This is a genomic window from Sphaerisporangium dianthi, assembly GCF_042654065.1.
In the GTDB taxonomy this organism is placed as follows: domain Bacteria; phylum Actinomycetota; class Actinomycetes; order Streptosporangiales; family Streptosporangiaceae; genus Sphaerisporangium; species Sphaerisporangium dianthi.
The window spans coordinates 315,014-341,946 of record NZ_JBHSFP010000005.1 but is presented as its reverse complement, the minus strand read 5'-3'; the positions used below and the strand labels follow the sequence as shown (position 1 = coordinate 341,946).

Here is a 26,933-nt window from a genome sequence, read left to right as displayed (position 1 = left end):
CGGTCACCGGCGGGCGGGCGAGGCGGCGAGGATGTGGCGTACCAGGGAGTCCAGGTCGTCGAGGTAGCCGACGTCGCCGCCGAGGTCGATCTCCACGCCGAACTCCTCCTCGACCGCGTCGATGAGGCGGAGGGTGGTCAGCGAGGTCACGCCGAGCGCGGTGAACGAGACGCCGGCCTGGAGCACCTCCTCGGCGTCGACCTCGCCGTCCGAGGCCACCGCCACCATGTCGGCGACGCGTCTCCTCAGCTCGGCGGTGTCGATGGGCGCCCGCGTGACATCCGGGTCCGTCATGTCGTCTCCTGTCCGGACAGCCTGATCGCCGCGACCACGGCTGCGATGGTGGGGGTGTCGAAGAAGACGTCCAGCTCGACGTCCACGCCGAGGCGCTTGCGGATGCGGCTCGCGATCTGGGTCACGGTCAGCGAGTGGCCGCCGAGCTCGAACATGTCCTCGTCGGGCAGTATGCCGTCGATCCGCAGCACCTCCTCCCAGATCCGGGTGACCTCGGCCAGCAGCGGATCGTCCTGGACCGGCGGCGGGGAGGCCGCCGCGGCACGCGACGGCGGGTCGGGCAGGGCCGCACGGTCGAGCTTGCGGGCGGGGGTGAGCGGCAGGCGATCCAGCCGGACGAAGACGCCCGGCACCATGACTCCCGGCAGGACGCGGGCGAGGTGCTCGCGCAACTGCGCGTCCGGCTCCGTGCCCGGTGGGACGGTCTTGGTCACGACGTAGGCGACCAGGCGCTGCTCGTCGTCGCGGAGGACCACGGCGGCCTCGGCGACGAGCGGGTGCTCCAGCAGCCTGGCCTCGATCTCCCCCAGCTCGACGCGGTGACCTCGGATCTTGACCTGGTGATCCGATCTGCCGAGGAACTCGATGCGGCCGTCCGGCCGCCTCCTGCCCAGGTCGCCGGTGCGGTACAGGCGCGACCCCGGCGGGCCGTACGGGTCCTGCGGGAAGCGTTCGGCGGTCAGCTCCGGGCGGTCCAGGTAGCCGCGGGCGACCCCGTCCCCGGCGACGCAGATCTCTCCCGGCACCCCGACGGGCACCTGCGCGAGGCGCTCGTCGAGCAGGTGGATCCTGGTGTTGGCGAGCGGGAACCCGATCGTGACCTCGTCCGGCGCCTGGGGGATCTCCTCGATGGCCGACCACACCGTGGTCTCGGTCGGGCCGTAGACGTTGAGCAGGCGGCCCACCCGGTCACGCAGCTCCCGTGCCAGCGGCAGCGGCAGCGGCTCCCCGCCGCTGAGCGCGACGAGGCCCGGCGCGTCGAGCCCGGCGTCGAGCAGGAGCCGCCAGCTCGACGGCGTCGCCTGCACGTGCGAGACGGATTCGGCCGCGATCAGCCGGCGCAGTCGCGCGCCGTCCCTCGTGCCGCCCTCCGGCACGACGACGACCCGGCCGCCCGTGATGAGCGGCAGCAGCAGCTCCAGTGCCGAGATGTCGAACGCCAGGGTGGTCAGCCCGAGCCACACGTCGCCGTCGCTCGCCCCGAGCTCGTCGCGCATGGCGAACAGGAGGTTCGTCAGCGAGCGGTGTTCGACCTCCACGCCCTTGGGCCGGCCGGTGGACCCGGAGGTGTAGATGACGTACGCGAGGTCGGCCGGGGCCGGGGGGTCGAGCCGTACGGAGCCGGACGCGCCGGGCCACGAGGCCATCTCACCGAGCTCCAGCACCGGCACCGGCACCGGCACGGCGATGGCGCCGGGCCGCTCGGGAGCACCCGCGGATGCCAGGTCCGACGTACCGGCTATGTCGGTTATGTCTGGGCTGCCGGTGACACAGGGAGGATCGGAGGGCCGCTCGCCCCCGAGGACCAGGGAGGCCCGCGCGTCCGCGAGGACGAAGGCGAGCCGCTCGGCGGGGTAGCCCGGGTCCAGCGGCAGGTAGGCGCCGCCCGCCTTCAGGACGGCCAGCACGCCGGCCACCATCTCCGGCGACCGTTCCAGGTGGACCGCGACCAGCTTGCCCGGGCCGATCCCCCGCTCACGGAGCACCGCCGCCAGCCGGCCGGCCGCCGCGTCCAGCTCGGCGTAGGTCACCTCGCGCTCGCCGTACACCAGGGCCACGGCGTCCGGGGTCGCCCTGGCGCGCCGCTCGAACAGCTCGGTCACGGTGGTGTCGGGGAAGGCCCTGCGGGTGGCGTTCCACCCGTCGAGCGCCGGCCGCTCGCCGGAGGTCAGCACCGGAAGGTCGCCGATCCGCAGGTCCGGGTCGTCCGCGACGCCCTCGATCAGCGTACGGAAGTGCCCGGCGAGCGCCTCGACGGTGCGGGGGGCGACGGCGTCCGGGCTGAACTGGAAGCCGAGGGTGAGCCCCGCGGAGGAGCCGACCGCCTGGACGTGCAGGACGTTGCGGGCGGCGCCGCTGAACACGGTCCAGTCGACGGTGACGTCGACGCCCGGGAACACCGGGTCGGGGTCGCGTTCCCGGTAGCTGAGCGAGATGGGGGCGAGCGCGGCGCGCGGCGTGATCCCGCCGACCACCTGGGTGAGGGGCACGCCGCGGAAGCGGTACACCTGGCGCAGCTCGTCGCGGACGGCGCGCGCGAACTCGGCGAACGTCACCTCCAGCGCGGGGCGGGTCACCACCGGCAGCTCGTTGACGAACAGTCCGATCCGGTCACGGGTCGCGGGCGTCCGGGTGGACACGTCGATCGCGACGACGACCTGCTCGTTGCCGTAACGGCGCAGCAGCGCGTGCAGGGCGGCGACCAGGAACTCGAAGTCGGTCACGCCGAGCGACGTGGCGGTCCGGGCGATGTCCTCGATCACGACCTCGACGGTCTCCCCCGGCTCGGCCGCCCGTACGGCGCGCACCGGGCCGGGGAGGATCGGCTCCGGCGGGTCGCTCCAGCGGGACCGCCAGAACGCCGCGGCCTCCTCCCGGATCGCGGAGACCTCCTCGCGCTGCTCCTCGGCGTGCGCGCCGTAGGAACCGGTGAGCGCGGGCAGGCGGGCGGACGCGCCGGTGACGCGCTCGCGGTAACAGGCGGCGAGGTCGCCCACCAGGACGTCCTTCGACATCCCGTCGAAGACCAGGTGATGGGCGGCGAAGACGAGCAGGTGGCGTACCGGGCTCAGCGTGAGCAGGCTGAAGTCCGCCAGAGGTCCCCGCGCCAGGTCGAAGGTCTGCCCCGTGTCCACGCACAGCTCGGCGCCCGGCTCGCCGCCGAGCACGTGGGAGAGGTCGTGGTGGGTGACGGACGGCGGGACGTCCGCGGGAACGAGGCGCAGGTCGCCGTCCAGCTCGACCGGCACGGTCGCGAGCACGGGGTGACGGGCCAGGACGGCCCGGCAGGAGCCGAGCATCGCCTCGACGTCGAGGCCGCCTTCGAACGTGAGGACCAGCGACATGCGGTAGGCGTCTCCCGCCATGCCGGTCCGCTCGGTGATCCATATGCCGTGCTGGGCGAACGAGGCGGGGAGATGGGCGTCAAGAGGAGTGCGCTGCATCGTCGCCTTCCGGAGTAGCGAGGAGCGTCCGCAGTTCGCGTTTGAGAACCTTCCCCGCGGTGTTCTTGGGCAAGGAGGGGAGGACCAGCCATCGGGTGGGCAGTTCGTGGCCGGCGAGCCTGCCCGTGAGGAAGGCCCGCAGTTCGACGGTGGAGACCTCGGAGCGGCGGACGACGGCGGCCGCGACGGCGGACCCCATGACCGGATGCGGCACGCCGAACACGGCCACGTCGGCGACGGCCGGATGTTCGTGCAGCGCCGCCTCGACGCGCAGGGTCGAGATCTTGAAGGCGCCCGACTTGACGATGTCGCTCTCGCGGTCCAGCAGGTACAGGTAGCCGTCCTCGTCGAGGTGGCCGATGTCGCCCATGCGCACCCACCCGTCGCGGAACACCTTCCCCGGGGCGTCGCCGTCCCGGTCGTAGCCCCGGGGCTCGGCCGGTGACCGCAGCCACACCTCGCCCGGCGTTCCCGGCGGGACGGGCCCCTCGCCGTCGGAGATCATCAGCGACCCGCCGGACGCCGGGCGGCCCACCGAGTCCGGCCGCGCGGGGTCGAAGACCATGGTCGTCTGGGCGGGGGCGGCCTCGGTGGAGGTGTAGTAGTTCACGATGGTCGCCCGGGGGAACGCCGCCGTGAGCGCCATGGCGACCGACGGGGCCAGCGCCGCGGCGGTGGAGCCCAGCAGCAGCACGCTGGACAGGTCGTACTTCTCCCGCACGCCCGCGTTGAGCAGTTCGATGGCCATGGAGGGGACGACGAAGACGGTCCCGACCCGGTAGGCCTCGATGAGGCGGGCGAACCGGGCCGCGGTGAACCGCGGCAGGGTCAACGCGCCGGGACGGGCGTCGAGCGCGTTGACCAGCATCGTCTGGGCCGCGTTCGTGCCGATCGGGAAGGCGTGCAGGAAGTGGCGCGAGTGGGCGAGCGGGCGGCGGCGGGGGTCGGCCGTACAGCCGAAGGTCAGGTTCGCGTGGCTCGCCACGACCCCTTTCGGCTCTCCCGTCGTGCCTGAGGTGTACAGGATCTGGGCGGCGTCGCCCGGCCGGACGCGCACGTCGTCGAGGCTGCCCGCGCCTGGACGCAGTTCCGCCAGGGTCGCCGTCCAGAGGCCGGTGTGCGGCGGGTTCCTGCCCTCGCCGTGGACCAGGCAGGCCGCGGAGCTGTGCGCGAGCAGCCGGCGGAGCTCTCCCGCCGGGAGCGCGGCCGGCAGCGGCACGGCGACGCCGCCGGCCTTCTGCGCGGCGCAGTACGCGATCGCGTAGTCGATCCACTCGTTCTCGCCGAAGACCAGGCCGACCCGGTCCCCCGGCCGCAGTCCCCTGTCGATCAGGCCCAGCGCCGCCGCGTCCGAGCGGCGGGCCCATTCCTCGAACGTCAGCGAGCCGATGTCGTGGACGGTCAGCGCGACGCCGGAGGGGTCGGCCGAGGCGCGGGCGGCGAGCAGGCCGGGAACGGTCGGCGTGGCGGGCCGGTCGCGAGCCGAACCCGGTCGTACGGCACGCACGGTGCACCTCCGAATAATGGGCGCGTGCGAATTCACAGCGCCACCCGGGCCGGCGCGCGCCTCAATCAAAGACTATTTCTCTCCCCTGTCGTGCAGCGCGGAATCGAAATTCCCGAGCGACGGAGACACGAGGAAACAGGCGTTCGCATCGTGTTTCATGGCCTTTTCGGTTGGTGAGGAGATCCCGTTGGGAGCGCTCCCATACTGCGGCCGAGGCCGCAGCCTGTCAAGGGTTCCCCAGCGGGATGCCCTTCTGGCTGGGGGTTTCCGGCCCGGCGACGCCACGGCGGCGGGGGCGGGGACAAGAGGGACGACGACCGTTCGAAGGACTATTGACAATTCCCATTTCCCGTTCATAGCGTACGACTCATTGTCCGATCCCGCGCAATGTGAGTTTTCCTCGCGCAATGCCGCCGAGGCGACATGGCGACCGCACCGAGCCGCCTCCCATCGACGAGGAAACAAGACCGCGTGAAAGACGAGTTCACCGTGGCCGCATCATCGACCTCCCAAGACCCCGGCGACGGCGCCTCCCTGTCATCGCGCCGCCGGTCCCTGCTCGCGCGGCGGCTCGCCTACCGGCCTCCCCTCGACGGGGAGCCGTCCCGGCCGGACGGCGGCCACCCCGCGCGGGACGGCCTGCCGCCGGTGATCGACGAGATCCCGATGTCGGCGGGCCAGGAGCGGCTGTGGTTCCTCCAGCGATTCGACCCCGCCGACGCGTCCTTCAACATCTTCGTCACCGAGCGTCTGCGCGGCCCCCTCGACACCGGCGCCCTCGGCCGGGCGCTGGACGAGATCGTCTCCCGCCACGGGCCCCTCCGCACCCGCTTCCCCGGCGAAGAGCGTCCTGTCCAGCAGGTCCTGGCTCCGGCGCCGATCCACATCGAGCACCTGGATCTTTCGGCCCTGCCCTCCGGCGACAGAGAACAGAAGGCACTCGACCTCGTGGCCGAGCGGACGAACCGGCCGTTCGACCTCGGCCAGGCGCCGCCGCTGCGCGTGTCGCTGCTCCGCCTCGCCGCCGAGGAACACGTGCTGTGCCTGGTGGTGCACCACATCGTCGCCGACGGATGGTCGCTCACCGTGCTCTACCGCGAGCTGGCCACGCTGTACGCGGCCTTCCGCCGGGGTGAGCCCTCGCCGCTGCCGCCGCTTCCCCTGCAGTACGCCGACCACGTGCGCGCTCCCCGGCAGGACGAGGCGAGCAGCCTCGCGTACTGGAAACAGCGGCTCGCCGGCCTTCCGTCCCTCGAACTGCCCGCCGACCGGCCCTGGCCGGCGGAGAAGACCTCCCGCGGCGCCGTCCATGTGGCGCGCGTCCCCGTGGTCGTGGCCGAGGGCGTCGAACTGGTCGCCCGGCGGCATCGGTGCACGCCGTTCATGACGCTTCTCGCCGCCTATCAGGTGCTCCTCTCCCGCCACACCGGCCAGACCGGCTTCGCCGTCGGATCCTCGATCGCCGGGCGCTCCGACCCCGACCTGGAGCCCGCGATCGGCTACTTCTCGAGCACCCTCGTCCTGCGCGCCGACCTCGAAGGCGACCCGTCCTTCCCGGATCTTCTCCGCAGGGTGCGCAAGGACGCCCTCGGCGCCCTCACCCACCAGACCGTGCCCTTCGAACGCCTGCTGCTGGAGCTGCGGATCCCCCGCGACCTCAGCCGCACGCCGCTGTTCCAGACGATGTTCATCCAGCAGAACCAGGCCGACGCCGGGCACGGGCGGCTCGCCCTCGACGACCTGGAGGTCCGGCCCTTCGACCCGGGCTTCAGGTACGCGAAGACGGACCTGACCCTGGACGTCACCCGCGACGCCGACGGCCTGTTCCTCGCCTTCACCTACAACACCGACCTGTTCGACGCCTCCACCGTCGCCCGGCTGGCGCGCCGCTACGAAACGGTGCTGAGGTCGGTCGTCGCGGATCCGGCGGAGCGGGTCTCACGGCTCGCCGTCATGCCTCCCGAGGAGTACGAGGAGGCGTTGCGCGGCCGCGACGCCACGGCGACGCCTGTCCCCCGCGCCACCGTGCCCGAGCTGTTCGCCGCCCAGGCCCGCGAGACCCCGCACGCCGTCGCGGTGTACGACGCGGCGCGGACCATGACCTACGCCGCGCTGGCCGCCCGTTCCGACCGGCTCGCGGAACGCCTGCGCGCCGCCGGGGCCGGCCGCGGGTCGCTCGTCGGCGTGCACCTCGGCCGGTCGGCGGACATGGTCGTCGCGCTGCTCGCCGTGATGAAGGCGGGCGCGGTCTACGTCCCGCTGGACCCGGCGTTCCCCCCGGCCCGCTCGGCCCACATGCTCGCCGACTGCGCCGCGACGGTCCTGCTCACCAGCGAGGAGCTGCGCGAACGGCTGCCGCGTGGCGGGTACACGCCCGTTCTCGTCCACACCGGCGACGACGACGGCGCGCAGGACGCGGGCACGGACATCGCCCCCGCGAACGCCGGCCCGAGCGCGCCGGAAGACCTGGCCTATGTCATGTACACCTCCGGGTCGACGGGCTCGCCCAAAGGGGTCGCGGTGCCGCACCGCGCGCTGACGAACTTCCTGTGGGGGATGCGCTCGCTGCTGGACGCGCGGCCGGGACAGGTGTGGAGCGCGGCGACGTCGATCGCGTTCGACATCTCGGCACTGGAGATCTACCTGCCGCTGATCACCGGCGGCGCGGTGGCCGTGGTCGCCGGACCCGCCGACATCGGCGGCCTGACGCGCCGGACCCCGCCGGACGTCCCCGCCGCCGCCTCCGGCGAGCCCTCCGCCATGCGGGTGACGCACGTGCAGGCGACGCCGTCGGGCTGGCGCATGGTGCTCGCGGGCGACTTCGACGGCACGGCGGTGACCGCGCTCACCGGAGGGGAACCGCTGCCCGCCCCGCTGGCCGAGGAGCTGCGGGCGAGGGTCGCCCGGCTGGTCAACGTGTACGGCCCGACCGAGACGACGATCTGGTCGACCGCCTGGGAGGTGCCGCGGTCCCCCGGCGAGGTGAGCATCGGCGGGCCCATCGCGAACACCACCGTGTACGTCTGCGACCAGGCCCTGAACCTGCAGCCCCCCGGCGTCCCGGGCGAGCTGCTCATCGGCGGGGAGGGACTGGCCCTCGGGTACCTCGGCAGGCCCGCGCTGACGGCCGAACGTTTCGTGCCCGACCCGTTCGGGTCGCAGGGAGGACGGCTCTACCGCACAGGGGACCGGGTCCGGTGGCGCGCGGACGGCACGCTCGCGTTCCTCGGGAGGTTCGACGACCAGATGAAGGTGCGCGGGCACCGCGTGGAGCCGGCCGAGGTCGAGGCCTGCCTGCTCCGCCACCCGTGTGTCGGCCGCGCCGCGGTCACCGTCCGCGACGACACGCTCGTGGCCTACCTCGTCGCCGCGACCACGGAGATCGGCGCCGCTGAGGCCGGCGCCGCGGAGATCGGCGTCGGCGAGATCGGCGCCGAGGAGGTGCGCGAGCACTGCCGCAAGACGCTTCCCGCGTCCATGGTGCCGAACCTGGTGGTCTGGCTGGAGGCGCTGCCGATGACGCCCAACGGCAAGGTCGACCGGGCGGCGCTGCCGCGGGCGCGTCCGCCGTCGTCACGCACGCCGGACCGCGTGCTCGGGGACGACCCCGTCAGCCGGGCGGTCCACGAGATCTGGTGCGACGTGCTCAGCCTGGACCGCGCGGGCCCGGACGAGAACCTGTTCGAGCTGGGCGGCCACTCCCTGACGATCACGCGGCTGGCGGCCCGCCTCCGGCGGCGGCTCGGCGTGGACCTTCCGCTCCGGGTCTTCTACGAATCACCGACGATCGCGGGCGTGGTGTCGGCGATCGGCTCTCAGGGGACGACATAGATGGATGCTCGGCGGACGGCTCCGCTCACGTTCGGGCAGGAGCGCCTGTGGTTCCTCAACCATCTGGACCCGCATGACGCGTCCTACAACATGTTCCTCGCCCTGCGCCTGCGCGGCCCGCTGGACGTCGACGCGCTGTCCAGGGCCTTCGACGAGCTGGTGCGCAGGCACGAGCCCCTCAGGACCCGCTTCCCACTGACGGAGGCGGGGCCGGTCCAGAGCATTCCCCCGGCGACTCCGCAGGAGATCGAGCTCGTCGAGGCCGGGCCCGGCGAACGACGTCTCGCCGAGCTCGTGGCCGAGCGGACGAACGCGCCGTTCGACCTGACGGTGGACGCCCCCCTGAGGGTCGGCCTGCTCCGCGTGTCCCCGCGGGACCACGTGCTCTCGGTGGTCCTGCACCACATCGCCGGGGACGGCTGGTCGCTCGACGTGCTGATGTCCGAGCTGGTCCAGCTGTACAACGCGTTCCTGCGGGGCGAGCCCTCACCGCTGGCGCCGTTGCCGCTCACGTACGGCCGGCACGCGCGCGCCGAGCGGGACGCCGGAGTGCCCGCGGACGTCGTCGCGTACTGGCGGGACCGGCTCGCGGACGCGCCCGTCCTCGATCTTCCCCTGGACCGCCCCCGCCCGCGGACCCGTTCCTCCGCGGGCGGCTTCGTCGTCAGGCGCGCCGCTCCCGGGCTCGCCGACCGGCTCGCCGCGCTGGCCCGCGAGGAGCGGTGCACGCTGTTCATGGTGTGGCTCGCCGCCTACCAGGTGCTGCTGTGCCGGCACAGCGGGCAGAGCGACATCTGCGTGGGCTCGCCCGTCGCCGGGCGCGACCGGGTCGAGCTGGAACCGCTGGTGGGCTACTTCACCGACACCCTCGTGCTGCGCGGCGACCTCTCGGGCGATCCGACGTTCCGCGAGGTGCTCGCGCGCACCCGGGAGACCGTGCTCGCCGCCTACGAGCACCGGCCGGTGCCCCTGGAACAGCTCACCGCGGGCGCGCGCGACGGCGGCGAGCCGTTCCAGACGCTGTTCACGTCGCAGACCGCGGGCGACCCGGTCGCCGCCGCCGGCGCGCTCACCGGGCTCGAGGTGGAGGCGGTGGACCCGGGCTTCCGCCACGCGAAGTTCGACATCCTGCTCGACCAGCTCGGGGACGTCTCGGTGTTCGGCTACAACCCCCAGGTGTTCGACGCGGCGACCGTGGAGCTGCTCGCGGACCGCTGGGCGGTGCTGCTGGAGCGGATCGCCGACGCCCCTGAGCTGCCGGTCATGCGGCTGCCGCTCCTGGCCCCAGGAGAGCGGGAGCGGCTGCTCGCGTGGTCCGACGGCGGCCCGGCGGAACCGTGCGCCGGTGGCGTGCTCGCGGCAGTGACCCGGGCCGCCCGCCTGACGCCGGAGGCGGCGGCCATCGCCTGCGGCGCGGACGTGGTCTCCTACGGCGAGCTGGCGGAACGGGCGGGCGCGCTGGCCGCGCGGCTGCGCGAGGCCGGCGTGCGGCCGGGAGACCTCGTCGGGGTGAGCATGCCCCGTTCCCCGGACGCGATCGTCGCCCTGGTGGCCGTGTGGACGGCCGGGGCGGGATACGTGCCGCTGGACCCGGCCTACCCTGCGGCACGGCGCGCGGCGATGGCGTCCGACGCGGGCGTGACCCACGTGATCACCCCGGACGGGATCAACGGCACCGCCGCGGAGCATGGCGGCGCGGGGGAGCGCGGCGTGGCCTATGTGCTGTACACCTCGGGGTCGACCGGCGCCCCGAAGGGGGTGGCCGTGGGCCATCGGGCTCTGGACACCCGGGTCGGCTGGATGGCCGGCGCGTACGGGCTCGGCCCCGGCGACCGCGTGGTGCAGTTCTCCTCGCTCGGCTTCGACACGCACGCGGAGGAGGTCTGGCCGGCGCTCGCCACCGGAGCGACGCTGGTGCTCCTTCCCGACGGCCCCGAATCGCTTCCCGACGTGCTGGCGCACGATCCGGACATCAGCGTGCTCGACCTGCCCACGGCGTACTGGCACCGGCTCGTCGAGGTGATGGACGAGATCCGCTGGCCGCCGCGGCTGCGGCTCGTGATCCTCGGCGGCGAACAGGCGCAGGCGCCCGCCGTGGCCGCGTGGCTGTCCCGGTTCGGCGGCACCGTGCGCCTGGTCAACACCTACGGGCCGACCGAGGCGACGATCATCGCGACGTGGGCGGAACTCCGGGACGGCGACCACCGCCCTCCGATCGGGCGGCCCCTCGGCGGCACCCGGGTCCACGTCCTGGCCGACGATCTCTCCCTGGTCCCCGAGGGGGTGCCGGGGGAGCTGTGCATCGGCGGCGACGGCCTGGCCGACGGCTACGTGGGGCTCGCGGAGCTGACCGCGGCGCGCTTCGTCGCCGACCCGTACGGGCCGCCCGGCGCCCGGCTCTACCGGACCGGGGACCGGGCGCGGTGGCGGCCCGGCGGGACGCTGGAGTTCCTCGGCCGCCTCGACGACCAGGTGAAGGTGCGCGGGCACCGCGTGGAGCCCGGCGAGGTGGAGGCGCGGCTGCTCTCGCACCCGGGCGTCTCGCAGGCGGCGGTCGTCGCCGTGGACGACGCCCTGGTCGCCTACGTCGTCGGCTCCGCCGCGCCCGCCGAGGTGCGCGCCCACGCGGCGCTGACCCTTCCCGGCCACATGGTCCCCGGCGTGGTCGTCCCGCTGGACCGCCTGCCGCTGACGCCCGCAGGCAAGGTGGACGCTCGGGCGCTGCGCGCGCCGCGCTTCGAACGCGACCCCGCCATGGCCTTCACCGCGCCGCGGACCGACGCCGAGCAGCTCGTCACCGCGATCTGGGCCGAGGTGCTCGGCCTCGACCAGGTCGGCGTGGAAGACGACTTCTTCGCCATCGGCGGCCATTCTCTGCACGCCGTCCGGGTGATGTCGAGGATCCGGTCGATCGTCGAGCTCGACGTCCCGATCAAGGAGCTGTTCGCGCACTCCACGGCCGCCGCGCTGGCGGCCGTCCTGGAAGACCTCCTCATCGCCGAGATCAGCCGCCTGAGCGACGAGGAGACCGAGCGGCTGCTCTCCACCATCGAGGACACCAGGCCCTGACGTCCCGCCCGTCGCGAAGACACCCGGACAGGCGTCCCGCCCGGTCCTGAAGAAGCCGGATCAGGCGTCCCGCCCGGTCCTTCCAGAACACGAGAGCTCGACATCCCGCCCGGCGCGTCCGGGCGCACCCGCGAACCGAAGGGAGGGTGGGGCCTTCTCCCCATGGCGCGAGCCGGGGGTCACGCCCCAGACATCCGATGGCCGATCCCGTGACAGGACTCCAGAGCGAGCGGACCGCCTCCGGTCTCCCGCTCACCGCCGCCAAGCAGGCCCTGCTCGCCCAGCGGCTGCGGCGGCGGCCGGGATCCGGCGCGGGCGACCTCATCCCGTCCCGCCCCGCCGGCGCCGCCCCTCTCCTGTCGTACGCGCAGGAACGGCTGTGGTTCATGGACCAGCTCGTCCCGGAGGCCTCCGCGTACACGATCGTCCTGACGCTCCGGCTGAGCGGCACGGTCGACGCCGGGGCACTCGCGGAGGCGGTCCGGCAGGTCGCCGACCGCCACGAGGCGCTGCGGACGCGCTTCCCCGCCGGGGACGACGGCCGTCCGGCCGCCGTGGTGGAGGAATCCGCCGGCGTGCGGCCGGAGCACGGCGAGGCGGATTCCGAGCAGGCCGCCAGGCGGATGGTCCAGGAGCTCGCCGCCCAGCCGTTCGACCTGGCCGCCGGTCCCCTGCTGCGGGCCCTGCTGATCCGCCTCGCCGACGGCGATCACGTGCTCGCGCTCGCCGTGCACCACATCGCCTGTGACGGCTGGTCGTGCGACCTGCTGACGTCGGAGATCCTCGCCCGCTACGAGGCGTCCGCGCGCGGCGAGCCCGCCGCCGGGCGCCGGTCCCCCGACTACGGCGACTTCGCGGTGTGGCAGCGGCGGAACCAGGCGGGGGACGGCGACCTCGCCTACTGGCGGGAGCGGCTCGCCGGGCTGCCGCCTCTGGACCTGTTCACCGACCGGCCGCGACCGCTCCGGCAGACCTTCACGGGTTCGGCGCACGGTTTCCGGCTCGGCGCCGAGGACGCGGCGGCGCTGCGCGCCCTGGCGTCCGGCCTCGGCGTGACGCCGTACATGGTGGTGCTGTCCGCGTGGCAGGCGCTGCTCGGGCGGTACACGGGACAGGACGACTTCGCGGTGGGCTCGCCCGTGGCGGGCCGTTCGCGGCCAGAGCTGGAGGGCATGGTCGGCTGCTTCCTGAACATGCTGACCATGCGGGCCGACCTGTCCGGCGACCCGACGTTCACCGAGCTGCTGTCGCGCACCAGGGAGTCGGCCCTGGACGCGTACGCGCATCAGGACCTGCCGTTCGAGCGGCTGGTGCAGGAGTTGAACGTGCCCCGCGACGTGTCGCGGCCGCCGCTGTTCCAGACCATCTTCTCCATGCAGAACTACGGCGGCCGGGGACGTCCGGTGGACGGGCTCGGCATCGCCCCGTTCCCGGTGGAGACCCTCTCGACCCGGTTCGAGCTGGAGCTGTACGCCAGCGAGGACGCCGGCGGGCTCGGCCTGCTGCTGACCTACAACACCGACCTGTTCGAGCCGGACACCGTCGCCAGGATGGCGGCGCACCTCACGATGTTCCTGCGGGACGTCATCGCCCGCCCCGGCGCGCGCCTGTCGGAGATCGGCATCCTCGGCGAGGCCGAGCGGGCGCTGGTGACCGGCGGTTTCAACGCGACGGAGGCGCCTTTCCCCGACGGCGCGACCCTCCACGGCCTGGTCGAGGAGCAGATCGCGCGCACCCCGGACCGCACCGCCGTCACCTTCGAGGGCGCCTCGCTCACCTACGCCGAGCTCGGCGCCCGGGCCGACCGGATCGCGCGGCGGCTCCGGTCGCTCGGCGCCGGGCCGCGGGTGCCGGTGGCCGTGTGCGCCGAACGCTCGCTCGACCTGGTCGCCGGGCTGCTCGGCGTGCTCAAGTCGGGCGCCGCCTACGTCCCGCTGGACCCGGACTACCCGGCGGACCGGCTGGCCTTCATGCTCGCCGACTCCGGCGCCGAGATCGTCCTCACCCAGCGCCGCCTTCGCGAGACGCTCCCCGAGGCGCTGCGCGGGGCCCGCCCGCTGCCGCTGGACGACCCTGCGGAATGGCCGTCCGGCGGCGCGCGCGAACCGGCCTCCAGCACGCCAGGCCGGTCCGGCGCGCCCGGCGAGCCCAGTGCGCCCGGCGAGCCCGATGCGCCCGGCGCGTCCGGCGCGCCTCGTGAGTCCGGCGGCGGTGAGGCGGACCCCGGTGACGTGGCGTACATGATCTACACCTCCGGCTCCACCGGACGCCCGAAAGGGGTGCCCAACTCGCACCGGGGCATCGTCAACCGGCTCGACTGGATGCAGAAGAGGTTCGGGCTCGGCGAGGGCGACACCGTGCTGCAGAAGACGCCCGCGAGCTTCGACGTGTCGGTGTGGGAGTTCTTCTGGCCGCTGCTCGCCGGCGCCCGCCTGGTGCTGGCGAGGCCCGGCGGCCACAAGGACGCGGCCTACCTGGCCGACCTGATCCGCGCCGAGCAGGTGACCACCCTGCACTTCGTCCCCTCGATGCTCGCCGTCTTCCTCGCCGGCGAGGACGTGGGGACCTGCGCGTCACTGCGGACGATCGTCTGCAGCGGGGAAGAGCTCTCCGCGGACCTGGCGACGAGGTGCCGGGCGGCGCTGTCCGCCGAGCTGCACAACCTCTACGGCCCGACCGAGGCCGCCGTCGACGTGTCGGCGTGGGCCTGCGCACCCGCGGAACTGACGGGCCGGGCCCGCGTCCCCATCGGCGCGCCGATCCAGAACATCCGCCTGTACGTGCTCGACGCCAGGATGGAGCCCGTGCCGATCGGAGTCCCCGGCGAGCTGCACATCGGCGGGGTCGGGGTGGCCCTCGGCTACCACGGCAGGCCGTCCCTGACGGCGGAGCGGTTCGTCCCCGATCCGTACGGGCCACCGGGCGCGCGGCTCTACCGGACGGGCGACCTGGCACGCTGGCGGCCCGACGGAACGCTCGACTTCCTCGGCCGGCTGGACACCCAGGTCAAGGTCAGGGGCCTGCGCATCGAGCTGGGCGAGATCGAGGCCGTGCTGCGCGAGCAGCCCGGCGTCACCGACGCCGCCGTCGTCGTGCGCGAAGACCGGCCCGGGGACAAGCGGATCGTCGCCTACCTGGCGGGCGGGGCCGAGACGGCAGGGCTGCGCGCCGCGCTCAAGCTCAGGGTGCCCGACTACATGGTGCCCTCGGCGCTGGTGAGCCTTGCTGCGCTGCCGCTGTCGCCGAACGGCAAGCTCGACCGGCGGGCGCTGCCCGCCCCCGCCCTGGTCCGCGAGGAGTCCACGGCGTTCGTGCCGCCCGGTCCCGGGACGCAGGAGTCGATCGCCGCAGTGTGGCGCGGCGTGCTCGGCGTCGAACGCATCGGCGTCGACGACGACTTCTTCGATCTCGGCGGCCACTCGCTGCTGGCGACCCAGGTGGTCGCCGGGGTGCGCGCGGCGCACGGCCCGGGCCTTTCCGTCATGGACCTCTTCCAGAACCCGACGATCCGCGAGCTGGCCGCGCTGGTCGACACCCCGGCCGGGGACAGGGCCCCGCGCGGCCTGCTGTACGAGCTGACGCGGCCGGTCCCCGCCGATCGGCGCGTGCTCTCGCACGTCTGCGTGCCGTACGGCGGCGGGATCGCGGTGGTCTACCAGCCGCTGGCCGACGCCCTGCCGGACGGGCATCGGCTGTTCGCCGTCGCCATTCCCGGTCACGATCTCGGCGTCGAGGAGGAGCGGCTGTCCTTCGAGGACCTGGTCTCCGCGTGCGTGGCCGAGATCCTCGAGAAGGTCGACGGGCCGCTCGCGCTCTATGGGCACTGCGCCGTCGGGTCGGCGGCGATCGTGGAGATCGCGCGCCGGCTGGAGGCCGCCGGGCGCGAGCTCGAGGTGGTCCACATCGGCGCGATCTTCCCGTTCGCACGGCCGGAGAACCGCGTGATGGGGGTCCTGTCGAGGATCGCGCAGATGGAGTCCCTGCGCTCGGACCAGGGGTATGCGAACTGGCTCCTGTCGTGGGGCCTGGAGCTCAACGACCTCGACCCGCGGCAGGTCAGGCACATCATCCGCAACATGCGCGCGGATTCGCGGGAGGCCGAGGAGCACTACACGCGCCTGCTGAGGGAAGGAGCCGACCGCTTGCGCGCGCCGATCGTGACCATCGCGGGCGAGCGCGATCCCACCACGGAGTACTACCAGGAGCGCTTCCGCGAGTGGCACTTCCTGACGGACGCCTCGGCGGTCGTGGTGCTGGCCGAGGCTGGGCACTTCTTCCTGAAATATCGGGCGAGCGAGCTGGCCGAGATCATCACCGGCGTCCACCGGACGCTGGACGCGGCCGAGTCCCTCGGGCGGGAGGCGCGCGGCGGGCCCGACGCCGACTGGTGGCTGCACGATGTCTCCAGGATCCCCCCGGACACCCTGGACTCCCAGGACGCTTCGGACTTCCCGGACTCCGTCGGCTCCCCGGACGCCCGGGCTTCCGTGACCGACCCGCCGGTGACGGCGGCAGGGCCGCGGCCGAGCATGTCGCGGTTCGTGACCGTGGCCGCGAGCCAGATGGTGTCGATGACCGGCTCGGCGCTCACCGAGTTCGCCATCCCCATCTGGGTGTACCTCCAGACCGGCTCGCTCGTGCGCTTCGCGCTGTTCGCCGTCCTCGGCCTGGTGCCGGGCATGCTGGCCGCCCCCCTCGCGGGAGCGGTCGTCGACCGGTCCGACCGGCGCCGCGTCATGCTCGCGGGCGACGCCGCGGCCGGCGGAATCCAGCTCATGCTCGGCGTGCTGCTCTGGACGGGCAACCTCGCCACCTGGCACATCTACGTCCTGCTCGTGGGCCTGTCGGTCGCGTTGCAGTTCCAGCGGCTGGCGTACGGCTCCTCGATCCCCCAGCTGGTGCCCAAGCACTACCTCGGCCACGCCAACGGCGTCGCGCAGATGGCCAACGGCGTCACCCAGCTGCTCGTCCCCCTGATCGCGGTCGGGCTGATGGCCTCGGTCGGTCTCGGCGGCATCGTGCTCATCGACATCGTCAGCTACACCCTGGCCATCACCGTCCTGCTGTTCACCAGGTTCCCCGCCAGCATGGCCTGGCAGCGCAAGGAGCCCCTCCTCACGGAGATCGCGAACGGTTTCCGCTACAGCTGGGGCAACTCCTCCATCCGGGCGATGCTGCTGTTCTTCGCCGCGCTCAACGTCTTCCTGTCTCCGCTGTTCCTGCTGATCTCACCGCTGGTCCTGTCGTTCGGCACGCTGGACGACGCGGGCAGGATCGCGTTCGTCTCCGGCGCCGGCGTACTGCTCGGCGGGCTCGCCATGACGGTCTGGGGCGGCCCGCGGCGGCGGCGCCTGTACGGGATGATGCTGTGCACGCTCGCGCTCGCGGCGTTCTGCTTCGTCACCGGCCTGCGGCCGAACCTTGTGACCATCGCCATCGGCGCGTTCGGAATGGCCTTGTGGCTCACCGTGGTCAACGGCGTCTACGCCACGATCGTGCAGGTCAAGGTGCCGCAGAGATTCCACGGCCGGGTCTTCGCGCTCAACACCCTCATCGCCTGGTCCACCCTGCCCATCGGGTTCGGCCTGGTCGCGCCGTACGGGAGCAAGCTGTTCGACCCCCTGCTCGCTCCGGGCGGCCCGCTGGCGGGAACCGTGGGCGCCGTGATCGGCGTGGGCGACGGGCGTGGCGTCGGGCTGATGTACATCGTGTTCGCCCTCGCCATGGCCGCTCTGGTCGCCGTGTCGCTGCGCCTTCCGTCCCTGGCCCGCTTCGACGCCGACGTCCCCGACGCCGCGCCGGACGACCTGGTGGGGTACGAACTCCTGCGCAGGCGCATCGCCGGCCGGAGCGACCGCGAGACCGCGGGCGGCGGCCACGAGACCGCCGGCGCGCGCCCCACGGGGTGAGGCGGTCGCTACCAGTCCTGGTCGCCGCCTGCCTCGGCCGCGGTCTGCTCTGGTCGCCGTCGGTCTTGGTCGCTACCAGTCCTGGGAGAGGCCCGACATCCGCCGGAGGTACTCCTCCTCGTCGATCTCTCCCGCGGCGTAACGCCGCCTGAGGATCTCTTTGGGGTTGTCGGCCGGGGGGATCTGCCGCGCGCGCTCGGCCACCCATGAGCGCGCGAGCATGAGCACGCAGGAGATGATGATGATCAGCCCGACGAGCAGTAGAAGGGTTTTCACGCCGACCTCCGGTTGCCTGCGGCCGCGAACGTCGCCGCCGCCGTGCTCGCGGCGCCGAGACGGGGGACGCCGTGCAAGGTGCCGAGGTACCAGTCTCGCAGGTCCGCGGGCATGCGGAAACGCCCGAGCGGCCGGCCGGGCGCGGCGCGTGGGCGCCGGCCACGCGGCCGGGCGGGCACGTGGCAGGGGTGGGGCTCGCCGCCGGGCCGGGGCGTCGTGGCGCGACAATCGGTGTGCGGAGCATGCACAATCTTCCCCGGACCTCAGAAGCGAAGGCGGACCAGGATCGTGACGATCTCCATCCATCAGAAGATCGCCGAAGAGCTCGGCGTGCGCGAGCGGCAGGTGAAGGCGGCGGTCGAGCTGCTCGACGGCGGCGCCACCGTGCCGTTCATCGCCCGCTACCGCAAAGAGGCGACCGAGATGCTCGACGACGCGCAGCTGCGCGCTCTGGAAGAGCGACTGCGCTACCTGCGCGAGCTGGAGGAGCGGCGCACGGCGATCCTCGAGTCCATCCGCTCTCAGGACAAGCTCGACGACGCCCTCGAGGCGCAGATCATGGCGGCCGACTCCAAGGCGCGGCTGGAGGACATCTACCTGCCCTACAAGCCCAAGCGCCGCACCAAGGCGATGATCGCCCGCGAGGCGGGGCTCGAGCCGCTGGCCGACGGGCTGCTCGGCGACCCCACGCGCGACCCGCAGGCCGCCGCCGCCGTCTTCGTGGACGCGGAGAAGGGCGTCGCGGACGCCGCCGCCGCGCTGGAGGGCGCGCGGGCCATCCTGATCGAGCGGTTCGCCGAGGACGCCGACCTGATCGGCGCGCTGCGCGAGCAGATGTGGTCGCAGGGCCGCCTGGTCTCCCGGGTCAGGGACGACAAGCAGGAGGCCGGCGCCAAGTTCTCCGACTACTTCGAGTTCGCCGAGCCGTTCACCAAGCTGCCCTCCCACCGCGTGCTGGCCATGTTCCGCGGCGAGAAGGAAGAGGTGCTCGGCCTGACGCTGGAGCCAGAGGAGGCCCCGGCCGAGGACGGCCCGAGCGCCTACGAGACGCGCATCGCCCGCCACTTCGGCGTCGCCGACCGCGGCAGGCCGGCCGACCGGTGGCTGACCGACACCGTGCGCTGGGCCTGGCGCACGCGCGTCCTGGTGCACCTGGGCATCGACCTGCGCATGCGCCTGTGGCAGGCGGCCGAGGAGGAGGCCGTCCGCGTCTTCGCCACCAACCTGCGCGACCTGCTGCTCGCCGCTCCCGCCGGCACCCGGCCGACCATGGGCCTGGACCCCGGCCTGCGCACCGGCGTCAAGGTCGCCGTCGTGGACGCCACCGGCAAGGTCGTCGCCACCTCGACCATCTACCCGCACGAGCCGCGCCGCCGCTGGGACGAGTCGATCGCCGTTCTCGAACGGCTCGCCCGCGAGCACGGCGTCGAGTTGATCGCGATCGGCAACGGCACGGCGTCCCGCGAGACCGACAAGCTCGCCGGCGACCTCATCAAGCTGCACCCCGACCTGAAGCTCACCAAGATCGTCGTGTCGGAGGCGGGGGCGTCGGTCTACTCCGCCTCCGCCTACGCCTCGCAGGAGCTTCCCGAGCTGGACGTGTCGCTGCGCGGCGCCGTCTCCATCGCACGCCGGCTCCAAGACCCGCTCGCCGAGCTCGTCAAGATCGACCCCAAGTCCATCGGCGTCGGCCAGTACCAGCACGACCTGGCCGAGGGCAAGCTGTCGCGCTCGCTGGACGCCGTGGTGGAAGACTGCGTGAACGCCGTGGGCGTGGACGTCAACACCGCCTCGGCGCCGCTGCTGACCCGCGTGTCGGGCATCGGCTCCGGCCTGGCGGAGAACATCGTGCAGCACCGGGACGCCAACGGCCCGTTCCGCTCGCGCCGGGCGCTGAAGGAGGTGCCCCGGCTCGGGCCGAAGGCCTTCGAGCAGTGCGCCGGCTTCCTGCGCATCCCCGGCGGCGACGACCCGCTGGACGCCTCCAGCGTGCACCCGGAGGCCTACCCCGTGGTGCGGCGCATCCTGGACACCACCAGCGGTGACATCAAGGTGCTGATCGGCAACACGGCGGTGCTGCGCAAGCTGCGGCCGGCCGACTTCGCCGACGACACCTTCGGCCTGCCGACGGTCACCGACATCCTCAAGGAACTGGAGAAGCCCGGCCGCGACCCCCGGCCCGCCTTCCGCGCGGCGACGTTCAAGGAGGGCGTGGACAAGATCTCCGACCTGGAGCCGGGCATGCTGCTGGAGGGCGTCGTCACCAACGTCGCCGCCTTCGGCGCCTTCGTGGACGTCGGCGTGCACCAGGACGGCCTGGTCCACGTCTCGGCGATGTCCAGGACGTTCGTCAAGGACCCGCGCGAGGTGGTGAAGCCGGGCGACATCGTGCGCGTGAAGGTCCTGGACGTGGACATCCCGCGCAAGCGCATCTCGCTCACGCTGCGACTGGACGACGAGGCCGCGGGCAAGGGCGGCGCACAGGGGCAGGGCAGGGGCGGCAGGGGCGGTCAGGAGCAGGCGGCCGGCGCGGGCGGCCGCGACCGCAGAGGCGGCGGCAGGTCCGGGTCCGGCCAGCGCGGCGGCGGCCGCGGCGGTCAGGACCGCGGCGCCCCGGCCGGCGGCGCGCTCGCCGAGGCCCTGCGCAAGGCCGGCCTCGACAAGGGCCCCAAATAGTCCTCGCACGCGGCAGGAGGTGACCTTTCCGGCGCCGCCGGTCCGTTCGCGGCACGTTCGCACGCGCCTTCCCGCCGCCGGGCCTCACGCGATGGCGGGAAGGCCGCCGATGATCTTCCGTTCGCCGGGCCGTGTCCAGGTCGAATCCGTCGGCGCCCCTCTCATCACCTCAGCACCGATGAGAGGGGTCCGTCTCGGTCCTGCGCCGGGACGACGTCGCCGTCCGCACGTACATGGACTCCGTCGCGCCGGGTCTCACCGTTCCTTCCCGGGCGGTGAGAAGTGGCGCCGCGGGTTGGTGACGAGCATCTGGTCGATCTGGGCGTCGGTGACGCCCTTCTCGCGGAGCGCCGGCAGGACGTCGCGGTGGATGTGGAGGTAGTTCCAGTTCGGCGCGACCTGCTGCAGGTCGTCCCACATGCCGCCGAAGTAGTCGAAGAAGCAGGCGGCGTCGTGGCTGAGGACCATGCGGTCGGCGTACCCCCGCGCGCACAGGCTCGCGATCGTGTCCACGCGGGCCGGGGTCGGGTTGTACAGGTCCAGCCCGAAGCGGTCCATGCCCAGCGTCGCGCCGGTGTCGGCCAGCGCCATGAGCTGGTCGAGGTCGTTGCTGTCGCCGGAATGGCCGAGCACGACCTTGGTCAGGTCCACTCCCTCCTTGGCGAACAGGTCGACCACGGCCGTGCCCGACCCGGCGGAGGGGTTGGTGTGGACGCTGATGGGCACGCCGGTCCGCAGGTGGGTCTGGGCCACCGCCCGGCAGATGCGCTCGATGCCCGGCGTGAGGCCGTAGTGCTCCACCGCGCACTTGAGGAACGCGGCCTTCACCCCGGTGCCGGCGATGCCCTCGGTGATGTCCTGGACGAAGTCGTCGACCATCGGCTCGGGGATGTCCAGCACCGTCCCCGGGCCGCGATGGGCGTAGTGGAACGGCACGTCCACGTAGGTGTAGATGCCGGTGGCCACGATGATGTTCAGCTCGGGCACCTCGGCGTTCACCCGCTGGATGCGCGGGATGTACCGGCCGAGCCCCCAGACGGTCGGGTCGACGATGGTCGTGACGCCCGCGGCGACGAGGGCCCGCAGCTTGACGATCGCGTCGGCGACGCGGTGCTCCTCGTCCCACCACGCGCCCTTGCCGTGGTCTTCGACGTGGGCGGGGTCGAGGACGAAGACGTGCTCGTGCATCAGCGTCTGGCCGAGGGCGCCCACGTCCACCGGACCGCGCACCGTTTCGACGACCGGCATCGGGACCTCCAGAGTGCTACCTTGCGGCGAGCGAGTGCCCGTAACGTAGGGCGCGCGAGCCGGGGCGTCAACGCACGACGCCGGCGGGGCGGCGACGTGGAAGGATCCCGGCGAACCTCTTAATAAGCCGCGACGGCGGGCCTACGATCTGATCATGAAGAGTCTGCGCGCGGCGTGGCGGACGCTCCGCCCGCCCGCTGTCGCCGACTTCCTGCTCGCCCTGCTGATCGCCGCGTTCCAGGCACTGCTCATCCTGACCCTTGAGCTGCGGGGGCCGCTGCCCGCCCTGCTCGCGCTCGACGCCGCGGCCTCCGCCGTGCTGCTCCGGCGCCGCGACCGGCCGCTCACCGTCCTGGCCGTCACCGTGGCCTGCAACCTGGTGGCGGTCGGGGCCGGCCTGCCCGTCTGGCTGGGCCCGGCGGCGGCGTGCGCCCTGTACTCCGCCGGCGTCTACGCCCGGCCGCGGCGGGCCTGGCTCGCGGCGGCGGCGGTCGAGCTCGCCGTCGCGCTCACCCTCCAGGTGGGCCACATCGTGAGCGCGGAGCGGACTCCGGCGTCCGCGCCGCTCGGAGCCCTGGTGTTCGTCGGGCTCGGCCAGCTCGTGCGGTTCCGCAGGGAGCTGGCCGAGCGGACGAGGGCCGAGCTGGCCGCGGCGGCCGTGCGCGACGAGCGGCGCCGGATCGCGCGGGAGCTGCACGACATGGTGGCCCACCACATCAGCACCATGAACGTGCTGATCGGCGCGGCGCGCGCCACCATGTCCGGACGGCCGGCGCAGGCGCGGGACACTCTGCTGACCGCCGAACGCACCGGGCGCGCGGCCATGGCGGAGATGCGCGAGCTGCTGCATGTCCTGCGCGCCGACGACGCCCCGGGCGCGGCGCCGGCCGGGCACGGCACGGCGGCGCTGCCCGCGCTGATCGCCGAGATCAGGCGGGCCGGCCTGCCGGTCGACTACGAGGTGGCCGGCGAGCCCGGCAAGCTGAGCGTCGCCGTGGACCACACGCTGTACCGCCTCGTCCAGGAGGCCCTGACCAACGTGCGCAAGCACGCGCCCGGCGCGCGGGCACGCGTCCGCATCGTCTTTGGAGCGGGGGCGGTGGAGGCCGAGGTGCTCGACGACGGCCCCGGCCCGCAGGTCCCGCACGAGCGCGCCGAAGTCCCGCGTGCGGACGCTGACGGCTCGGGCGGGGACGGTGACGGCTCGGGCAGGGGCGACGACGGCTCGGGCAGGGGCGATGACGGCTCGGGCAGGGGCGATGACGGCTTGAGCGGAGACGGTGACGGCTCGGGCGGGGGGTATGGGCTGAGCGGCATGGCCGAGTGGGTGGGCGCCTGCGGGGGGCGGCTGCTGGCGGGGCCGCGTCCCGAGGGAGGCTTCAGGGTCCATGCCCTCCTCCCCGCGCCCGCGGAACAGGAGGAGACGTGATCAGGGTCCTCGTCGTGGACGACCACGCGCTGGTCCGCGCGGGCTTCCGCATGATCCTCGACGCGCAGGACGACCTGAGCGTCGTCGGCGAGGCGGAGGACGGCGAGGAGGCGCTGCGCCTCAGCGGAGAGCTGAGGCCGGACGTGGTGCTGATGGACCTGCGGATGCCGGGCGCCGGCGGCGTCGCCGCGACGAGCGCGATCACCACCGGGCTGCCCGGGGTCCGGGTGCTCGCCCTGAGCACCTTCGACCTGGACGAGTACGTCGTCGACGCGCTGCGGGCCGGGGCGTCGGGCTTCCTGCCCAAGGACATCTCGCCGGAGGACCTGGTTGCGGGCGTCCGGGTGGTGCACGGCGGAGAGTCGGTGGTCGCGCCCCGCCTGCTGACCCGCCTGATCGGCACGTTCGTCCAGGCCGCGGCCCGCCCCCGGTGGAACGCGACGCCCGGACGGCTGGACGCCCTCACCGACCGCGAGCGGGAGGTGCTCGCCCTCATCGCCCGCGGCAGCTCCAACGCCGAGATCTGCGGGACGCTCGGCATGGCGGCCTCCACGGTGAAGAACCACGTGACGAGCCTGTTCGCCAAGACCGGCGCCCGCGACCGGGCACAGGCCGTGATCATCGCCTATGAGACGGGCCTGGTGACCCCGGGCGAGTGATCTCCTGGGAGCCCGCTCCCGCCGGACCGGACGCGGGGGACCTGGGTCCCGGCGCCAAGAGCGTCCTCGCGGACGACGGATCGGGCGATTCTCCCGGCGAGCCTGGAAGACATGAGATCAACGACGAAGAGCAGATCAGCGGCCGCAGGGGCGGCGCTGGCCGCGGTCCTGACCGTGTCACCGCCGGTCCACGCGGACACCGCCTCGTCGCCCGCGTGGCACTCCGCCGCCTCGTCGCCCGCGTGGCACGCGTGCCCCGGGGACGGCGTCCCGCAGGGCATGCGATGCGCCACCATCGACGTGCCGGTGGACTGGTCCAGGCCCGGCGGGATGAAGGTCACGCTCGACCTGGCCAGGTTCCCCGCCGCCGACCCCGCGCGCCGCCTCGGCAGCGTGCTGACCGTCCCCGGAGGCCCCGGGCAGAGCGGTGTCGAGGTGTTCGAGCAGTTCTCCGGCTCGTTCACGGGGCTGCGCGAGCGGTTCGACGTCATCGCCTACAGCCCCCGCAACAGCGAGGCGCGCCGCGACCTGCCCCCCTCGTGCAGCCGGCCGGCGCTCGCGGCGGTGACGGACCCGCGCGACGGCGCCGAGTACCGGGCCCAGGCCGCCGTCCTGGCCACGGCCGTGGAACGCTGCCGCGCCGACGACGGCACCGGCCTGGTCGAGCACATGGACTCGCTGTCGGTGGCCAGGGACATGGAGGCGATCCGCGTGCTGCTCGGCGAGGACACGCTCAGCCTGCTCGCCTGGTCCTACGGCGGCATCCCCGCCACCGCCTACGCCCGGCTGTATCCCGAGCGCGTCCGCGCCATGGTGGTGGACGGCACGCTCGACCAGCCGGGCGGCCCGTACGCGCTGGACCGCCGCGGCCTGTCGACCGTCGAGGCCGGGTTCACCCGCTTCGTCGCCTGGTGCGCGGGCGACGAGAAATGCGCCCTGCACGGCCGGGACGTCAGGAGCGTCTGGCGCCGGCTCGTCGAGGACACCCGCCGCCACCCGGTCGTCCACACCTCGCCGGAGCTCGGCACGATCAAGCTGACCGACATGCACCTGAAGGTGTTCGGCGGCGCGGCCATGTCCTTCCCCGGCGGCCGGCCCGGCCTCGCCGACGCCATCTCCAAGGCGGCGAAGGGCGACCTGTCGTGGTTCGGCGACCAGGCCCTGCACAACGCTCAAGGCTGGACGATGCCGGGCGCCATGGCGGCACGCTGCCCCGACGCCCTGGGCTACCAGGGCTACAGCGGCTTCGTGCGGGGCCGCCGCCACGCCGAGCGGATCTCCGCCGACTTCGGCGGGTCCTCCAGCTGGGAGTCCCTGGTCTGTTCGGGCTGGCGGCTCCCGATCGCGAACCCGCCCCGTCCTCTTCCCGTCAAGGGCCTGCCGCCGGTGCTCGGCCTCGGCAGCCAGAGCGACTCCGCCTCGACCGGCGACCTGGTCCGCCGGATCCCCGGCTCGGTCACCGTCCGCTATGACGGTCCGGGACACGTCATGTACCTGGCGGGCAACCGGTGCATGACCGGGCACGCGGATCGATACCTCGCCGAGCTGGAGCTGCCGCCGCCGGGCACCGTCTGCCCCGCCTGACCGCACACCGCCCCAGGGGCCACGCCGTGGACCGCGGCGCCGGCGAGCGCGGGTCCACGGCCGCGGCTCCGCGCGGCGGTCCACGGCGGCGGCTGCTCCGCGCGCCGGGTGCCCCGCGGGCCGGACGGCCCCGCTCGCCGGGGTGGTGCCGCCGCCCGCCGCAGGATGGGTACCTGCGTGCCGTGGGCGGCGATTCGAACGGATAACCTTTCGGCTGTTCGGAAAACGTCGACAGCCCACTTAGGGGAACCTCATGACGCAGGCTCCAGTCAAGGTAACCGTCACCGGCGCCGCAGGCCAGATCGGCTACGCGCTGCTGTTCCGCATCGCCTCGGGCCATCTGCTGGGCCCCGACGTGCCGGTGCGGCTGAGCCTGCTGGAGATCCCGCAGGCCGTCAAGGCCGCCGAGGGCACCGCCATGGAGCTCGACGACTGCGCGTTCCCGCTGCTCCAGGGCATCGACATCAGCGACGACGCGGGCCGCGCCTTCGACGGCGCCAACATCGCGCTGCTGGTGGGCGCCCGCCCGCGCACCGCCGGCATGGAGCGGGGCGACCTGCTCCAGGCCAACGGCGGCATCTTCGGCCCGCAGGGCAAGGCCATCAACGACCACGCGGCCGACGACATCCGCGTCCTGGTCGTCGGCAACCCGGCCAACACCAACGCGCTGATCGCCCGGTCGAACGCGCCGGACGTCCCCGCCGAGCGGTTCACCGCGATGACCCGCCTCGACCACAACCGCGCGCTGTCGCAGCTCGCCGCCAAGCTGGAGGTCCCGGTCACGGCCATCTCCAAGATGACCATCTGGGGCAACCACTCCGCCACCCAGTACCCCGACCTGTACAACGCGGAGGTCAACGGCAAGATCGCCGCCGAGCAGGTGGACGAGGGCTGGCTGCGCGACACCTTCATCCCCACGGTCGCCAAGCGCGGGGCCGCCATCATCGAGGCGCGGGGCGCGTCCTCGGCCGCCTCGGCGGCGAACGCGGCGATCGACCACGTGCACGACTGGGTGAACGGCACCGCCGAGGGCGACTGGACCTCCGCGGCGCTGCCGTCCGACGGGTCCTACGGCGTGCCCGAGGGGCTGATCTCGTCCTTCCCCGCCGTCTCCCGGGGCGGCCGCTGGGAGATCGTCCAGGGCCTGGCCGTCAACCCGTTCTCGCGCGAGCGCATCGACGCCTCGGTGCGCGAGCTCGGCGAGGAGCGCGACGCCGTGCGCGAGCTCGGCCTCATCTGATCTCGCCGTACTCCGCCGATCGCGCCGCCTCACGACGTGTGACCTCG

Annotated in this window: 13 protein-coding genes; 8 read left to right on the top strand and 5 right to left on the bottom strand. The window is 73.4% G+C overall.

The window, feature by feature from the left end; translation table 11 throughout:
* Nucleotides 1-3 precede the first annotated feature (3 nt).
* From ACFO60_RS11175 to ACFO60_RS11165, 3 genes are read right to left on the bottom strand one after another with little or no spacing between them, the layout of a single operon-like run.
* On the bottom strand, nucleotides 4-294 hold the full coding sequence (locus ACFO60_RS11175; protein ID WP_380839847.1) for a phosphopantetheine-binding protein: 291 nt from the start codon (nucleotides 292-294) through the stop codon (nucleotides 4-6).
* A complete protein-coding gene (locus tag ACFO60_RS11170; RefSeq protein ID WP_380839846.1) occupies nucleotides 291-3,458 on the bottom strand; it encodes a non-ribosomal peptide synthetase in 3,168 nt (1,055 codons plus the stop codon). The genes ACFO60_RS11175 and ACFO60_RS11170 overlap by 4 nt, the downstream gene beginning before the upstream one ends.
* A complete protein-coding gene (locus tag ACFO60_RS11165; RefSeq protein ID WP_380839845.1) occupies nucleotides 3,439-4,965 on the bottom strand; it encodes a class I adenylate-forming enzyme family protein in 1,527 nt (508 codons plus the stop codon). Before ACFO60_RS11165 ends, ACFO60_RS11170 begins: the two co-directional genes overlap by 20 nt.
* Nucleotides 4,966-5,436: 471 nt before the next feature.
* On the opposite strand from ACFO60_RS11165, the gene ACFO60_RS11160 reads away from it, so the two are divergent.
* The 3 genes from ACFO60_RS11160 to ACFO60_RS11150 all read left to right on the top strand — a co-directional run bounded on the left by ACFO60_RS11160 (nucleotide 5,437) and on the right by ACFO60_RS11150 (nucleotide 17,774).
* Entirely contained in the window at nucleotides 5,437-8,796 is a 3,360-nt protein-coding gene (locus ACFO60_RS11160; protein WP_380839844.1) for an amino acid adenylation domain-containing protein, read from the top strand.
* Nucleotides 8,797-11,865 carry an amino acid adenylation domain-containing protein gene (locus tag ACFO60_RS11155; protein ID WP_380839842.1) on the top strand — a complete coding sequence of 1,023 codons (3,069 nt, stop codon included), beginning with the start codon at nucleotides 8,797-8,799 and terminating at the stop codon, nucleotides 11,863-11,865. It abuts the gene before it with no gap.
* A 209-nt stretch (nucleotides 11,866-12,074) separates the two neighbouring features.
* A complete protein-coding gene (locus ACFO60_RS11150; RefSeq protein ID WP_380839839.1) occupies nucleotides 12,075-17,774 on the top strand; it encodes a non-ribosomal peptide synthetase/MFS transporter in 5,700 nt (1,899 codons plus the stop codon).
* A 72-nt stretch (nucleotides 17,775-17,846) separates the two neighbouring features.
* Here the strand turns inward: ACFO60_RS11150 and ACFO60_RS11145 are convergent, their stop codons facing one another.
* A complete protein-coding gene (locus ACFO60_RS11145) occupies nucleotides 17,847-18,050 on the bottom strand; it encodes an SHOCT domain-containing protein (RefSeq protein WP_380839836.1) in 204 nt (67 codons plus the stop codon).
* Between the two features lie 288 nt (nucleotides 18,051-18,338).
* On the opposite strand from ACFO60_RS11145, the gene ACFO60_RS11140 reads away from it, so the two are divergent.
* Nucleotides 18,339-20,726, top strand: coding sequence for a Tex family protein (locus tag ACFO60_RS11140; protein ID WP_380839833.1), 2,388 nt, complete (start codon nucleotides 18,339-18,341; stop codon nucleotides 20,724-20,726).
* 255 nt (nucleotides 20,727-20,981) lie between these two features.
* On the opposite strand, the gene ACFO60_RS11135 is transcribed toward ACFO60_RS11140, so the two are convergent.
* A complete protein-coding gene (locus ACFO60_RS11135) occupies nucleotides 20,982-21,974 on the bottom strand; it encodes a phosphotriesterase family protein (RefSeq protein WP_380839831.1) in 993 nt (330 codons plus the stop codon).
* Nucleotides 21,975-22,128: 154 nt separating this feature from the next.
* Here ACFO60_RS11135 and ACFO60_RS11130 point away from each other — a divergent pair, with 154 nt between their 5' ends.
* From ACFO60_RS11130 to ACFO60_RS11115, 4 genes are all read left to right on the top strand, one after another.
* Entirely contained in the window at nucleotides 22,129-23,403 is a 1,275-nt protein-coding gene (locus ACFO60_RS11130) for a sensor histidine kinase (protein WP_380839829.1), read from the top strand.
* Complete coding sequence (locus ACFO60_RS11125; protein WP_380839827.1) at nucleotides 23,400-24,062, top strand: response regulator transcription factor; 663 nt, start codon at nucleotides 23,400-23,402, stop codon at nucleotides 24,060-24,062. The genes ACFO60_RS11130 and ACFO60_RS11125 overlap by 4 nt, the downstream gene beginning before the upstream one ends.
* Nucleotides 24,063-24,173: 111 nt before the next feature.
* Nucleotides 24,174-25,646 carry an alpha/beta fold hydrolase gene (locus ACFO60_RS11120; RefSeq protein ID WP_380839824.1) on the top strand — a complete coding sequence of 491 codons (1,473 nt, stop codon included), beginning with the start codon at nucleotides 24,174-24,176 and terminating at the stop codon, nucleotides 25,644-25,646.
* 253 nt (nucleotides 25,647-25,899) lie between these two features.
* Nucleotides 25,900-26,886, top strand: a complete 987-nt coding sequence (locus ACFO60_RS11115) for a malate dehydrogenase (RefSeq protein ID WP_380839822.1) — start codon at nucleotides 25,900-25,902, stop codon at nucleotides 26,884-26,886.
* The last annotated feature ends 47 nt before the right edge of the window (nucleotides 26,887-26,933 follow it).

Coding starts and splice junctions, on each gene's coding strand:
- ACFO60_RS11175 (WP_380839847.1), bottom strand. CDS start 294: ATGACGGACCCGGATGTCACGCGGGCGCCCATCGACACCGCCGAGCTG.
- ACFO60_RS11170 (WP_380839846.1), bottom strand. CDS start 3,458: ATGCAGCGCACTCCTCTTGACGCCCATCTCCCCGCCTCGTTCGCCCAG.
- ACFO60_RS11155 (WP_380839842.1), top strand. CDS start 8,797: ATGGATGCTCGGCGGACGGCTCCGCTCACGTTCGGGCAGGAGCGCCTG.
- ACFO60_RS11135 (WP_380839831.1), bottom strand. CDS start 21,974: ATGCCGGTCGTCGAAACGGTGCGCGGTCCGGTGGACGTGGGCGCCCTC.
- ACFO60_RS11130 (WP_380839829.1), top strand. CDS start 22,129: ATGAAGAGTCTGCGCGCGGCGTGGCGGACGCTCCGCCCGCCCGCTGTC.
- ACFO60_RS11120 (WP_380839824.1), top strand. CDS start 24,174: ATGAGATCAACGACGAAGAGCAGATCAGCGGCCGCAGGGGCGGCGCTG.
- ACFO60_RS11115 (WP_380839822.1), top strand. CDS start 25,900: ATGACGCAGGCTCCAGTCAAGGTAACCGTCACCGGCGCCGCAGGCCAG.